This window comes from Brucella sp. GW823-FHT04E01 (genome assembly GCF_058796175.1).
This window is the reverse complement of sequence record NZ_JBXAIK010000002.1, coordinates 752,869-767,011: the sequence shown is the minus strand read 5'-3', so window position 1 is coordinate 767,011 and position 14,143 is coordinate 752,869. Positions and strand designations below refer to the sequence as shown.

Below are 14,143 nucleotides of genomic sequence, written 5' to 3'. Positions count from 1 at the left end.
ATTAGTTTTCGGAGGTACTCCTTTTACACACCTAACTAACGGTGGGAACGGCGCAACGTCGGGAAATCGCGAGAATCTTGAAAAGGTGATCGGAAAATTATCCGCTTTGGCAAAAGTGCAAAAAAAAGCGCGCCCTCCAGATGAAGGACGCGAAAGAGGTGCAAGCTCGCTCTGATCGAGGAACCCGAACGGCAGGTTCACAAGGCTCGACCAGATGCCAGTCGGCCATTCTTTCCCGGAAAGCATCAATGTCTGGGTGATTAGTTTTTATTCGTAGCTCGAAACTCTTCGTTTCGAGAGTAACCATTATCACCGCTTCTGCGCTATCCGGACTGGTTGGCTGCTTATCGACCCCGACTCCCCGCGGCCGATAAGCAGCCCCCGCCCAATTTTTGCGCCAGCCTCCTAAGCCCCAACAGGCCGGCGATCATTTAGTGAACGCTCTAGTAGCGAAAAACAATTCCCCTATTCAGGGGGATAGTTCACAAAGAAAAACCAACCATTTTATCCAAAACTGACGTGTAACCGCCGGTAGAGATTAAAAAAATTCGTGAATCAGTTTGATATTTATTTGGAATTGGATCAAAATTTTTTAGTGTTATGTGTGAATTATCGCTTTTGAAGGGAAATTTCGCTCGGCAAACTCAAGAGAATCTTGAAATTGCGCGCGTCCTCCCGTTTAAGCTTGGATACATTCGCAATTTTTCGCTTCTGGAGATGCCTCACGTGTCATGTGCAAACTGGATGTTCGCTTTCCAGCGTCTTCTGGCGTTCAGAGCACTGATCGCGCTTTTCGCCATCTGCCAAGTCATCCATTTCACTGGCCCGGCTGATGCCGCACCACCCGCTGCGGCAACCATCACGCTGACTATTGTCGCCCCGAATGGAACGACGCGCGTGCTGAGCAGCGATGATTTCACGAAACTGCCGCAGAACAGCTTGCAAACCAACACCGCATGGACCGAAGGGCCGCAGAACTTCGACGGCGTATTGCTGCGCGATGTGCTGGCGACGGTAGGTGTCGACGGAACAGAAGCAAGCAGCCACTCGATTACGGTGCTTGCGCTCAACGATTACAGCATCAGCATTCCGCTGGAAGACGCCTATAAATACGACGTCCTTGTCGCGCACAAGATGAACGGCAAGGAGTTGAACCGGCGAGACAAGGGGCCATACTGGATCGTCTACCCGCGCGACCAGCATGAGGAACTGAACGATTCGCGCTATGATCACCGCTGGGCATGGCAGCTGAAGCAGATCGAGGTGAAATGAGATTAAAGCGGGGCTACATTCTTTCCGGCCTAGTCATGGTGGGGTTTGCTGCCCTCCTCGCTTATGCTTTCATTCAGCTTCTCGTCATCCAGAAATCGCTCGCTACCTATGTCGGCGAAAACATGGTCTGGGCCATCACCCAGACCGAACGTGACGCCGGGCGTCTCGGCGAAACCGCACTGACCCTGCCAAGCGGCAACACAAACACCGCCGATCTCTCACTCCGTCTCGACGTTCTCTACAGCCGTTTTGCGCTGCTGGCCGATGCCCCGCAGAAGAAATATTTCGCCCGCATTCCGGGCGGCGCCCAAACCATCCAGCGCAATGCGGACCGGCTTCCCGAGATCGAGGCGATGATCGATGCGGAGCCTGACAAATTCGATCCGATTGCCATCTATGAAGCGCTGGTTCCCATGCGCGAGGAACTGACCAAAGTTGCCAATGATGCGATGATACTGGAGCGTGACCGCGGCGGCGCGCAGCGCGACCAGCAATTGCAGTCGATCTATCTGATCATGTTCGCGGTACTGGGCATCATGGCCACCGGCGCCATTCTGTCATGGCAGGTATTTTCCAACATGCGCAAGGCCGAACGCGCCCACAAGGCGCTGCAGGAATACAAGCAGCAACTGGAACACACCGTCGCTGACCGCACCGCCGCCCTGCGCGAGGCACTGGAGAGTGAACGCAAGGCCAAAGAACTCTACAAGAGTTTCATCACCACGGTGTCTCACCAGTTCCGCACACCCGTATCGATCATCGACATCATCGCCCAACGTTTCATCCGTCGCGCCGACGAGTTCACGCCCGAAATCATCGTCGACAAGGCAAAGCGGATGCGGAACGCCAGCCGCCGCCTGATCCTGCTTCTGGAGAGTACCGCCAATGCGGAGCGTCTTGATGAGAACGGATTTCAGATCAACCGGCAACCAGTCGATTTTTCGGAACTGGTTCGCAATACCTGCACCTATCATCAGGAATTGCATCCGGAGCTGGAGCTGGTCACAAACATTCAGGACAGCGAGACCTTCTGTTATTGCGACGGCATTCTGGTCGAGCAGATTCTGGTCAACCTGCTTGGCAATGCCACCAAATATTCCCCTGCCGACAAGCCCATCGAGGTGACCACCGAAGAAGACGAAAACGGGTTCAGATGCATCGTCCGCGATTACGGTATCGGCATACCGGCAGAGGATACCAACCGCATATTCACGCGCTTTTTTCGCGCCAGCAATGCATCGCATATGGCAGGCACCGGCCTTGGTCTCAGCCTGTCGCGCGCTTTGGCCGAATTACACGGCGGAACGCTTGTCTTCACTTCGGTTGAAGGACAAGGTACGGTGTTCATTCTGACCCTACCAAAGGTGGCCCCGCATGCGACTACCTGAAACCCTCCCCTTGCCGACCGTCCTCTGCATCGAGGATGAAGCCCATATTCTGGAAGAACTGATCGATGAACTGAGCACTTCGGGTTTCAACGCTATCGGCGCGGCCAATGCAGGCGAAGCGTTGCGCATGCTGGACACGACGACGCCCGACATCATCATCTGCGATATATTGATGCCCGGCACCAATGGCCTGCAGTTTCTGGAACAGATTCGCGGCGCCCGTTCTGACCTTGCGGGAACGCCATTCCTGTTTCTGACTGCGCTCGCTGACCGCAGCCACGAGCTGACCGGCAGGGAGGCCGGCGCTGACGATTATCTGACCAAGCCAATAGATTTCGACGTTCTCATCCTCACAATCCGCGCGAGGCTCAATCTGGTCGCTCGGGTGAAAGCCATATCCGCCCATCCGGCGGCAATGGAACTGGAAGGCGAGTTCATCCATCTTTCGCGCCGGGAAACCGAAGTGCTGAAGGAGATCGGGGACGGGCACAAAAATGGTGAAATCGCCCGCAAACTTGGACTATCGGAACATACAGTCAGCGACTATGTGAAAGCCATCTATCAAAAGCTGAGCGTTTCTTCTCGCGCCGAAGCAACCCGTGAAGCCATAAGGCGCGGTCTGGTTGACATGAGATAAGTGAACAAGTTCAAACATATTTGTTTGGGTATGGCCGGTAATGATCTCGACAATCAGAAAGCCCCAAATTACGGTTTGATCATGGAGCAACGGGTTCGACGACGTGCTGTCTTCTTCATTGGCGGCTATGACCCAAAAACGCCCGAGGCGTTTTTTGGACGATTGAATAGAGAAATCAAGCGGTTCGAGACACTCTGGGGCGTTCGTTCCGATGTTTCGAATGTTAGCATCTCGCCTGATTGCGAGTTCGGCTTCGTATCGATCAAAACGGTTCCTGCCGATGACGATTGGAACACCGAAACAGACTTCAATTTTCTTGTACTGGACAAAATAGTGCTGGCGGATTTCGACCGCCCCCTGCCTGTCAGACTGGCCAAATATCTTGTCGCTTTCGGCGATTTCGTCGTAACCGGCACAGCCTTTCGCTTCTTTGCGAAAGCCTGGCGCTTCGGGCTCTATTTCCTCTATCCGTTTCTCGCCGCCGCCTTATTTGCAGCAGCAGGCTTTGCCGTGGCGCGATGGACTGTGCAATGGCTGAGCGCCGTCAGCTGGCTCCTCGGTCTGATGGTTTTTTCCGCAGCGCTCGCCGTTCTCGGCAAGCGGTGGTCAACCAACCATCTGATGGACCTATGGTCGTTTTCGCTCAATTTCATTCGGGGGCGGCGGCAGGACGCCGAATCCCTGATGCAGCGCTTTGCAGCCGGTATCGTGGAGCGCATCACCGCAAAACATTACGACGAAGTCATTCTGATCGGTCACAGCACCGGCGGCATGCTGATGCTGGACGTTGCCGCGCGCTGCCTTGCCATCGATCCGGAGTTCAGCAGCCGCGCGCCCAAAGTGACGGTCCTCACGCTTGGTTCAACCGCGCTCAAGGCAGGCTATCACCCTGCAGGCGGACATTTTCGCGAAGGCGTGCAACGGCTCGTGGACGATGGCAAGATCGACTGGGTGGAAATCCAGTGCCTGACCGACGCGATCAACTTCTACAAGACCGATCCTGTGGCCGAGATGGGCCTGAAGCGGGAGCCGCAACGGCCCTTCCCTGTCACAAAGACCGTGCGGATGAAGGAAATGCTGCAGCCGGAAATCTACAAGCGTTTGAAGCGAAACCTTTTTCGCGTGCACTATCAATATGTATTCGGAAATACAAAACCGTATTGGTATGATTTCTTTCAGATTTGCTGTGGTCCGACCTCGCTTAGAGACCGGACGGATGACCGAATAATCGGCGCCCTGCCAAAGAAGGAAACTATTGCCGAATGACACCGACACTGGCCGCAATCGTCTGGGCTATCGGGCTTGTCGCCTGGGTCGTTATCCGCATTCCGCACCAGCGGCGCGCGCGCAAGATCAAGGTTGCGAACAATGCAAAAACGCTGGCCGATCGGCTGGCGCTGGGTGCGGCGAGCGTCGGCCTGTCGCTGGTCCCGATTGCCTATGTCGCAACCGGCTTTCCCGCCTTTGCTAACTATGCTTTCCAGCCATGGCTGGCCTGGATCGGTCTGATTGTCGAGATCGCATTCCTCTGGCTTTTCTATGCAAGCCATCGCCAGTTGGGCAAGAATTGGTCCGTCTCGCTTGAAATCCGCCGCGAGCACAAGCTGGTGACGGACGGGCTTTACAAATATGTCCGTCATCCGATGTATCTGTCATTCTGGCTGTGGGCGATTGCCCAATTCTGCCTGCTGCCGAACTGGTTTGCCGGTCTGGCCGGCCTTGGCGGCGTCGCTATCCTCTATTTCTATCGGGTCGATCACGAGGAGGCGATGATGCGCGCGGCATTCGGCACATCCTATGACGAATATGCAAGCCGGACAGGCCGTGTCATTCCAAAAATCAAGTTCTAGTGATTTGGCTGAAACGGATCGGCGCTCTAGATACCTGTTCCAGTATATCGCGTTCAAAGTCGTTTCATCGTTCTCGAACGTGCTCCAACGAGTAATCGAAGATGACTTCAAAGCCGAACAATTTCCGTCCGAAATCCTTGACCCGTCGCGGCCTGCTGTTTGCGGGGGCTGCATTTGCGCTCTACGGCAGCCCGGCACAGGCAGCGCCGAAAACGTCTTCCAGAATCTCGCCGGAAGCCGATGTCTATCTTCTGCGCGGTTTCGGGGACGTCTTCTCCACTGGCATCGATGAGATCGGCAAGCAGTTGCAGGCCAACGGAGTGGATGCGCATGTCGAGGGGCATCAGGCCTGGCGTTTCGTGCTGAACCAGATACTCGCCGATCAGCGAAAGAACCCACGCGCACCCGTGGTACTGATCGGCCATTCGCTCGGTGCCAATGCCGTCATCGACATTGCAACCGCGCTTGAAAAGAAGGGCATTCAGGTCACTTATATGGCCACCTTTGCGGCCACCGCGCCTGCCCCGCTGCCCGGTAATATAAAGCGTGTCGTGAACTTCTATTTCAAGCAGCATGGCTGGGGTCTGCCGCTCGCCGCCGGTCCCCGTTTCAAGGGCAACCTCAACAATCGCGACTTCTCAGGCATGAAGGATATCGGCCATTTCAACATCGAAAAGCAGCGCCCGCTTCAAGACGAGGTGGTTCGCAATGTGCTGAGCATCGTACGATCAAGATGACTTCAAAAGCCGTTTGGCGGAAGAGAATGGGAGTCGAACCCACCAAAGACCGTCTATCGGCCCCTCCCGGATTTGAAGTCCGGACATGCCACCGGGCATGCATCCCTTCCAAATATTGAGTTCATTATATAGTTTCTTTCACGGCAACGGCTTTGAGTGGCGTTTAGCCGCCCAATTTCTACCATTTCCATTTTTCATCTTTGCTAGCGCATTACTGATCATGCCGTCAATCAGTGCAGCAGCATTGGCCTGTATGCCCTCTGCATGGCTATCTAATATAGATGGGAGCACGAGGGCCTGAAAGAAGCGACAAGTGGCTTGATCGCGTATTGGCTGTGCGGGCGCAGGACAAGAAAATATAGCAGTCATTCGTTGGGTAGTCCGCTAGGTTCAACTTTCTTGAATTCAATAGTGTAGCCAAGACGATAGAGAACCAGAGCGCAATATCGAAGGGAAGGGTTTACGCCTTCCATAAAAAGCTGACTTACGCGTGATCGCGACACACCGAGCATATTTGCAAGATCTGAATGTGACATGCCTCGCTCCTCGAGAGCTGATCTGAGAGTATCTTGAAATGCAATTACATGATCTTCAGAAACGTATTTCTCTACGTCATCCCAACGTTTCATTATTCTATTCATCGCTCGCCCCCTCAATCCCCCTTGATGCGAGAAGCAGTCTAGGGCTGGTCTGTTAACTTTGCATGTTGGAAATCTCGACGGTATTCCTTGGTGAGTTGTTAAAAAAGAGCCCCTCAGCGTGATCGCACGGGGTCGGAAGTCATATGTCATCGGCACCTCAAGAAGTTCGAGCTTGTAAAGACCTAACGTTCAACGTTCATTCAACCCGTAGAAGCTTCTCATGACTTGGATGTAGGTGGGTTTGTAAGCCCTGTTGAACTTAACTGTGTGCTTTTGAAGTCGAACAGCGATTTTGTGACATCCATATTCTGCAAAGCGCGTTGAAGTGTTTTCACCATTGAACGGCTCGCGCAATTTGAGATGCCGAATGGCATTCTCAACTTCTGAGCTTTTCATGATCCCCTGTCCGTGGGTAATCCCAACAAACAATGGCCTGACGCACCTAGCGAATATCAGCGCGGCGCTTGGCATACGTACTGGGCAAGCTTCCAGATCGGCAAGTCAAGCCTGCAAGGCTGCGCGCGGCTGTCGATGTGTCTGGCGCGAAGTGATATCAATGCAGCATGCGAGATGGCGCTAGCCAAAATTTTGTTCCGCGTGATGCAAACAGATCGTACTCAGCAAGAATGCAGGAACCGTCGTGCGCCAAGCCGTTAGTGTTAGCTGCGAGAATGGAGCGGACACCGTGGAGTCGCTGGAATTTCTGATGCGCCAAACAAGCGGATAGTTCGCTGAGAGAAGCGTTTTGATAGTAACGAGCTTTGTTCTCTATTAATCTTGCCCGTCACTGGATGATGCAGGTTCCCGGCCAGTCGCTGCACTGCCGGTTGGCGCAGCCACCAACGGCGGCTAGAACGAGCAACAAGCAGATTGTAGTCGACAGAGATTTCATTTTGTTCCTCCGGTCTGTGGTGCTTCCCCTTGCGCGAGATCGCCGAACAAGTCCAGCTTGCGGCGGTTCAGGCGACGTATGTCTCCGCGTCTTATCGTGACACTGTTGCGATCGAAGAATTCCAGTATCTGGATCGCCACCTTGCGACCACTATCCACCCGGTCGCGAAATCGCGCCGCGATGAACCAGCCACTATCAAATGCCGCATCCATATCCGACAGGATGCCGATCATTTCAGCAATCGTTCCCCGCAGGAAAAAATGGTCTTGCGCCACTTCATGCACCCGGCCCATACGCCCGGAAAGCTTGAGCAGGCGGCGAATATCTTCCTCCCGTTCATCAAGCAGACCTGTAATATCGCGCACGCGCGGCGGACGAAAACGAGCCTCACCGCCAAGCAACGGTGCTATACGCTGCCAGAGCGCCTCGTCGGCATCGCTCATCGTGACTTCATGGTCGCGCAGGCGAAGCCAGGCGCCGTCCAGTCTCAGCAGGTCCGCCTCGACCAGCGCAGCAATGGCAGCGCGAAAGGCGGGCGCTGGCAGGCGCGGTTTCAACAACAACCGCAGCCGTTCGACACCCATGCCGATCAGGTCTGGATTTTCGTCATGGAAGGTGGCCAGTAGCGCCAGAATATCGTCACGCAGAGCGTCCCATCGTTCCGGCAATAACAACAGCACGGAATTTGCCTGCGGGAGCATTACGGCATCGAGCGCGTGCGCCAAACCTTGCGGGTCGTCCGCCAGCGCGCGGTCGCGCAGGAATGCCGTCGCATCAAGATAGTAAGGTTCAGCAGTCAGCAGTGCGCGTGCCGATTCTACCGGGTCGTCAATGGAATGGGCGTCAAGCTGTGCCATGCGCTCCGGACTGCGGCGCTTGCGTTGCGGCGGGCGCAGATCGAGAAAACGTCCGCCGCCAATGGTGCGTTGTGCGGACACATCGCGGATGACGAAGCGGTCTCCGGCTGCAGCCGAGACAGGACGATCCAGCACCAGTTGCACCCGATCTTCGGTGCCCGGCTGGAGCTCTTCATCCCGCAAAAGCACGATGCGGGCACCGACTTCCGTCGAGGCATGATGCAAGCGAACCGGGAACCACTGACCGATCGGCTTTTTTTCCGAGGAGAGGATTTGCAATAATGCATCGATGCGGTCCGTCGGACGATGAAGGCTTGGGAGCACCAGCATATCGCCGCGATGTATCGCCTCTTTCGATATGCCGTCACCTGCCAGATTGAGCGCGCAGCGATCACCCGCCTGCGCTATTTCGCTTGGCTGGTTCTGCGCACGAATGGTGCGGATACGCGCCTCCTTGCCAGACGGGCTGATGACCAGATGATCGCCAATGGCGGCCTTGCCGGACAGCACCGTGCCCGTGACCACTGTGCCAGCGCCCTTGAGCGTGAAGGAGCGGTCCACCGCAAGACGAAAGCGTCCGTTTGTCCGCCGCTCACCGAATGCATGCGCTTGCACTTCCAGCAGCGCCTTCAGATCGTCGATCCCGGCACCCGACACGGTGGAGACCGCCAGCACGGGAATGTCGGCAAGTCCCGTCAGCGCCAGTTCATTGCTGATAGCGGTTTCAACTTCAACAAGACGGTCAGGTTCGACAAGATCGGATTTGGTGATGACGGCGATGCCACGCCGGATACCGAGCAGGTTGACGATTGCCAGATGTTCGCGCGTTTGCGGCATGATCCCGTCATCGGCAGCGACAACCAGCATGACGAAATCGATGCTCGCCGCACCGGCAAGCATCGTATGCACGAATTTTTCATGCCCCGGCACGTCAACAAAGCCGAGTATGTCCTTTTCGTCGCCGGACAAGGGCAGATAGGCAAAGCCGAGATCGATGGAAATGCCCCGCGCCTTTTCCTCCTTCAGCCGGTCCGTGTCGACCTGTGTAAGGGCGCGCACCAGCGAGGTCTTTCCATGATCGATATGCCCCGTCGTTCCGACGATCATGGCTTTTCGTTCAGCGCATTGCGCGCTGCCTCGATGAAAGGAGCGGCAAGCGTGCTGCCGCCCGCCTCAGCGCGCAGCAGATGTTCGTAAGCCGACGAAGGATCGCGTTCCATACCCATGCCAAGATGCAGCGCCGCGCCGAGCATGGCTTCGCCATCCGGATCGCCCGCAGCGGACGCATTCCGCCACCAGTAAACGGCCTGAGAGGGATCGCGCGGCACCCCGAGAGCATTATGATAAATCATGCCTAGCCGCGTCATGGCTGCGGCTATGCCGCCTTCCGCCGCCTTCAACGCCCATTCGCGCGCCTCAACCGGGTCGGCGGTCATTTCCTCCCCTTCCATGAGCATCCAGCTCAGCATGTCCTGTGCCTGCGGGTCCCCCTGTTCTGCGGCAAGCCGGTACAGCCTTGCAGCTTCCGGATAGTCGGCTTCGATATCTTCGCCCTTGAACAGCAGCGAAGCCAGATTGCGTTGGCCAGAAGCATCGCCGGCCGCGGCAGACAGGGTCAGCCAGCGTTGCGCAAGGACGACATTTTTCTCAACGCCCATGCCGCCCGCAAAGCAGGCACCGATATTGTTCTGCGCGCGCGCATTGCCTGCACGCGCCAGCGGCTCCCAGATGGAAAGCGCCGCTGCGTAATCACCCGCCTTTGCAACGACAAGCGCCTTTTCCAGCGCTTGAGCTGTCGTATCCGGCTTGGGCTTGCGGGTGAAAAGATCAGCGAGCCGCATAGGATGACAGGTTCCGAACGAAACTGGTCTCGTCATCAAGGCAGCGCAGATCGAGCACGAGTGCGCCCTTTTCGATCCGCCCGATGACCGGCAGAGGCAGTGCGCGCAATGAACCGCCGAGCGCTGTCAGCGCGGAGCCGCTACCGTCTTTCGGCACAATCGACAATCCGGCGCTTGGAACGGTCGAGAGCGGCAATGCGCCGGAGCCGATCTGGCTGGCGCAATCTGTCATCGCCACAACGAAAGCCGGGCCGAGTATTCTCTCCAGCTCCGGCTTGAGCCGTGCCGCCTGCGCGGCAATTTCGGTCTGCGGACGCGCCAGATAGCGAATAGTCGGCAGCCTTTCAGAAAGTCGTTCCGGATTACGATAAAGTTTCAACGTCGCTTCAAGTGCTGCGAGCCTGATTTTGTCCACCCGCAAAGCACGCTTCATCGGGTTCTTGTTAATACGGGCGATCAGATCGCGTCGCCCGACAATGAAGCCCGCCTGTGGTCCACCGAGAAGCTTATCGCCGGAAAAGGTGACGATATCTGCACCTTCGGCGACCGCTTCGCGCACTGTCGGCTCGTGTGCGAGACCGAAGGAAGTCAGATCGGCAAGTGTGCCGGAGCCAAGGTCATTGACCAGCGGGACGCCCTTGACCTGCGCAATGGCGGCCAGTTCCGCCGCTGAGACTTCCCGCGTAAAACCTTCAATCCGATAGTTTGACGTGTGGACCTTCAGTACCAGCCCTGTATCGGGGTTGATTGCATTCTCGTAGTCACGCGGATGGGTGCGGTTGGTGGTGCCCACTTCGACAAGTCGTGTCCCGGCGCGGGTCATGATGTCCGGCATGCGAAACGCGCCGCCGATCTCGATCAGTTCGCCGCGTGAAACAATGGCTTCCTTGCCCAAGGCAAGGCTGTTCAGCGCCAGCAGCACGGCGGCGGCATTGTTGTTGACGACGGTGGCATCTTCCGCTCCCGTCAGCTCACAGACAAGCGCCCGCAGATGATCATCGCGCTCGCCACGCCCGCCCGATGACAGGTCAAATTCGAGCGAAACCGCCTGCCGCATGGCTTGTGTGGCAGCCTCGACAGCTGCTTCGGCAAGAATGGCGCGCCCCAGATTGGTGTGCAGGACAGTTCCGGTCAGATTGAACAGCGGACGCAGGCTCGATTGCCCTGACGCTTTAAGCAAGTGGAGAACCCGCTCAGCCAAATGCGTGTTAATGGAGAGCGAGGCGCCGGATTTCACCGCCTCGCGCTCGTCGCTCAAAACCTTGCGAATAGCCTCAGTCACCGACGCACGGCCAAAACTCTCCAATGCCCCGGAAAGCTCCGCCATTTGCAGGATGGCATCCACGGACGGCAGGTGGCGCAGCGAAGACTTGATCTGGTCCATGCTTCCTCACAGTCCGGCAAGAAGCGGCGAGAAGCCGCCTCGCCTGTAAGGCGTCTCACGCATCAATATATCAAGGCCGAGGCTCGCAACATCGTCGGTCATAGGATCGGCATCCGCCGATAGCTGCTGATAGATGATCTTGACCCAGCGCTGGCATTCGTCGCAGGTTTCAGCCTTGATAATGCCGCCACCTTCCTCGACTTCCTTGTAGCCGATACCCTTTGTCGAGCCGCAGCACACACATTTGACCCGGACATAGTGCCAGAGCGTGTTGCAGACGGAACAGGAGCAGAAACGCGCGCCATGCGCACCGTGCCAGCCCACGACCATCGAGCTTGACGGAATGCTGCCGCAAGTCGGGCAGACGCCATCGGCAACGGGTTTCAGCGACTTCGGGTCAAGCGCCGCTGCAAGCCGCGTGAAATGGAGCTGCAAGCCTGCCCAGACATAGATATGTTCAGCAATTGCTTCCGGCGGCAGAATACCGGCGAAAACTGCCTCGATCATTCGGCAACGCGCACCCGCATCGCTGTTCGCCACACGTTCCAGCGCATCGGCGGCATCTTGCGGTTTGGCGATCGTGCGGGCGTGCTCGAACAGCCGGTCGAAGACAGTCCCGAGTGCTGATTCCGATATGGCATCCGCACGATCGATCGCTGGCATGCCGAATTCCCGTCCCCGGTCGTCGCCGTGTCGCGCGGCGACAGGACCGAGACCAGCCGCTATTTCAGACTGTGCCTCGCTCAGGTCGGCAATGAACTCCAGATAAGGTTTCAGCGGGCTGACCGAACCCAGAAAACGCAGACGCTCTGCTCTTCTGGCAAAAAGCGCGCCGGGGTCCGGCAATTGCACGAAGGGTGGGGCCGATATTTCGCCGATGACCGTCGGGTCCGGCACCAGATCTTTCTTGCCTGCCATGTCACTCCTCACGAACCCAACGGGTCACGTAAACCACGGAATATTATTACCCTCTAGGACGCCGAGTAAGTTCAGGCGGCAGGCTTGCTGCCGCCTTGCTTCACTTTCTGCTTCGATGTCAGTTCGCGCAACCACTTGCGGTGATGTCGCCAAGCCCAGCCACCGGTAACCGTGCCGCGTGTCATCGCATTGATCGTGCCCTTGACCCAGATCGCGGCATAGACGTGCACGATCCAGACACAGATCGCCGCCACCGCCGCCATGGAATGGACAAGCAGGGCCCAACGCTGCTGATTGATGCTCGTATAGGATCCAAAATATTCGTTCCATATCATCACGCCGGAAACAATCAGGATGATGATCAGCAAGGACATGGACCAGAAAACGAGCTTCTGACCGGCATTATATTTGCCTACTTCAGGCAGCTTTTCCTCATTGCCGGAAATCACGTCATTGGCATGTGCGAGCCATTGGCTGTCTTCGCGCTTCCACAGATTGGCGCTCCAGAAACGCACGAAAAGCCCCAGAAAGCTGAAGAACAGCACCACGCCAATCCATGGATGGATGGCGCGTGTCCATTGTCCGCCGCCGAACAGGCCCGACAGAAAAAACAGCGATGGGTGGAACATCGCAAGGCCGGACAGGGCCAGCAGCACGAGACTGATGGCGGTGATCCAGTGATTGATGCGTGCGCCACCGGAATAGCGATGCACCTTGACGGGCTTACCGAGTTCTATCCCGTCACCGCGTTCAACATCGTCAAAGTCGGTCTTGCTCATGAGCTTTTTTCTCCCGTGAGCTTTTCGGCCTGTTCCTCGTCATGCTCTGTCACGACGTTCGGACCCTTGAAGATATAATGCAGCAGACCTGCTGCCGCAGCCAGCCCCATTGCGGCCATGCCTGCATATTTGGACACACCCTTCCACGCTTCGACAACCGGGCTGATGCGCGGATTGTTCGGCAGGTTGGCGTAGATTTCCGGCTTATCGGCGTGTTGCAGCACATACATGACATGCGTGCCGCCAACGCCCGGCGGATCGTAGAGCCCGGCATTTTCGAAGCCGCGCGATTTCAGATCCTTGATGCGGCCATCGGCCCATTCCTTCATCTCGTCCTTGGTACCATAGACGATGGCCTGTGTCGGGCAGGCCTTGGCACAGGCCGGTCCCTGTCCCACCGCAATGCGGTCGGAGCAGAGCGTGCACTTATAAGCCTTGTGGGTTACTTCCGAAACACGCGGAATGTTGAACGGGCACCCCTTGATGCAATAGCCGCAGCCGATACAGTTATCGTGGATGAAATCGACGATACCGTTGGAATATTGCACGATTGCGCCTGGCGCCGGACATGCCTTGAGGCAGCCGGGGTCTTCGCAATGCATGCAGCCGTCCTTGCGGATCAGCCACTCCAGATTGCCGGTGTCGGGATTGTCCCACTCGGTAAAGCGCATCAAGGTGAAGGTGTTCGGCGTCAGATCGTGCGGATTGTCATAGACACCCACATTGATGCCAACCTCCTCATGCGTGTCGTTCCATTCGGCGCAGGCCGACTGGCAGGCCTTGCAGCCGATGCATTTCGACACGTCGATGAGCTTTGCCACCTCAGTCTGGCGCTCGGCAGGCGGCGTCACATTCGACGCCGACCGCCTGATCAGGTCCTTGTCACCGAAACGCGGCTGTTGCGGCTGGACGCTAGGATTGGGAACGGGTGGAAACATCTCTAGTCC

13 protein-coding genes and 1 tRNA gene are annotated in these 14,143 nt (G+C 56.7%); 6 read left to right on the top strand and 8 right to left on the bottom strand.

Annotated elements, in window-relative coordinates; genetic code table 11:
• The first annotated feature begins 717 nt into the window (after window positions 1-717).
• From AC1RHM_RS08995 to AC1RHM_RS08970, 6 genes are all read left to right on the top strand, one after another.
• Window positions 718-1,272, top strand: coding sequence for a putative pterin-binding protein (locus AC1RHM_RS08995; RefSeq protein WP_226622657.1), 555 nt, complete (start codon window positions 718-720; stop codon window positions 1,270-1,272).
• A complete protein-coding gene (locus AC1RHM_RS08990) occupies window positions 1,269-2,660 on the top strand; it encodes a sensor histidine kinase (protein ID WP_036579638.1) in 1,392 nt (463 codons plus the stop codon). Before AC1RHM_RS08995 ends, AC1RHM_RS08990 begins: the two co-directional genes overlap by 4 nt.
• Window positions 2,647-3,297, top strand: coding sequence for a response regulator transcription factor (locus AC1RHM_RS08985; RefSeq protein ID WP_029376197.1), 651 nt, complete (start codon window positions 2,647-2,649; stop codon window positions 3,295-3,297). The genes AC1RHM_RS08990 and AC1RHM_RS08985 overlap by 14 nt, the downstream gene beginning before the upstream one ends.
• An 81-nt stretch (window positions 3,298-3,378) precedes the next feature.
• The gene (locus tag AC1RHM_RS08980; protein WP_492332511.1) at window positions 3,379-4,563 is read left to right on the top strand and encodes a lipase family protein; all 1,185 of its coding nucleotides are present in this window, start codon (window positions 3,379-3,381) and stop codon (window positions 4,561-4,563) included.
• Window positions 4,560-5,147, top strand: coding sequence for a protein-S-isoprenylcysteine O-methyltransferase (locus AC1RHM_RS08975; protein ID WP_010660832.1), 588 nt, complete (start codon window positions 4,560-4,562; stop codon window positions 5,145-5,147). Before AC1RHM_RS08980 ends, AC1RHM_RS08975 begins: the two co-directional genes overlap by 4 nt.
• 101 nt (window positions 5,148-5,248) lie before the next feature.
• Window positions 5,249-5,884 (top strand): alpha/beta hydrolase family protein, encoded by a 636-nt coding sequence (locus AC1RHM_RS08970; protein ID WP_080692071.1) that lies wholly within the window; start codon window positions 5,249-5,251, stop codon window positions 5,882-5,884.
• 14 nt (window positions 5,885-5,898) lie between these two features.
• Here the strand turns inward: AC1RHM_RS08970 and AC1RHM_RS08965 are convergent.
• The 8 genes from AC1RHM_RS08965 to fdxH form a co-directional block, all read right to left on the bottom strand.
• A tRNA-Sec gene (locus tag AC1RHM_RS08965) sits at window positions 5,899-5,994 on the bottom strand.
• Window positions 5,995-6,249: 255 nt separating this feature from the next.
• Window positions 6,250-6,513 carry a helix-turn-helix domain-containing protein gene (locus AC1RHM_RS08960; protein ID WP_166942908.1) on the bottom strand — a complete coding sequence of 88 codons (264 nt, stop codon included), beginning with the start codon at window positions 6,511-6,513 and terminating at the stop codon, window positions 6,250-6,252.
• A gap of 900 nt (window positions 6,514-7,413) precedes the next feature.
• Window positions 7,414-9,381 carry a selenocysteine-specific translation elongation factor gene (selB, locus tag AC1RHM_RS08955; protein ID WP_105529333.1) on the bottom strand — a complete coding sequence of 656 codons (1,968 nt, stop codon included), beginning with the start codon at window positions 9,379-9,381 and terminating at the stop codon, window positions 7,414-7,416.
• Window positions 9,378-10,115 carry a tetratricopeptide repeat protein gene (locus AC1RHM_RS08950; protein ID WP_036579060.1) on the bottom strand — a complete coding sequence of 246 codons (738 nt, stop codon included), beginning with the start codon at window positions 10,113-10,115 and terminating at the stop codon, window positions 9,378-9,380. The genes selB and AC1RHM_RS08950 overlap by 4 nt, the downstream gene beginning before the upstream one ends.
• Complete coding sequence (gene selA, locus AC1RHM_RS08945; RefSeq protein ID WP_105529334.1) at window positions 10,102-11,499, bottom strand: L-seryl-tRNA(Sec) selenium transferase; 1,398 nt, start codon at window positions 11,497-11,499, stop codon at window positions 10,102-10,104. Before selA ends, AC1RHM_RS08950 begins: the two co-directional genes overlap by 14 nt.
• 6 nt (window positions 11,500-11,505) lie before the next feature.
• A complete protein-coding gene (fdhE, locus tag AC1RHM_RS08940; protein ID WP_010660826.1) occupies window positions 11,506-12,417 on the bottom strand; it encodes a formate dehydrogenase accessory protein FdhE in 912 nt (303 codons plus the stop codon).
• A 71-nt stretch (window positions 12,418-12,488) separates the two neighbouring features.
• Complete coding sequence (locus AC1RHM_RS08935; protein WP_010660825.1) at window positions 12,489-13,196, bottom strand: formate dehydrogenase subunit gamma; 708 nt, start codon at window positions 13,194-13,196, stop codon at window positions 12,489-12,491.
• Entirely contained in the window at window positions 13,193-14,134 is a 942-nt protein-coding gene (gene fdxH, locus AC1RHM_RS08930; RefSeq protein WP_010660824.1) for a formate dehydrogenase subunit beta, read from the bottom strand. Before fdxH ends, AC1RHM_RS08935 begins: the two co-directional genes overlap by 4 nt.
• Window positions 14,135-14,143 lie beyond the last annotated feature (9 nt).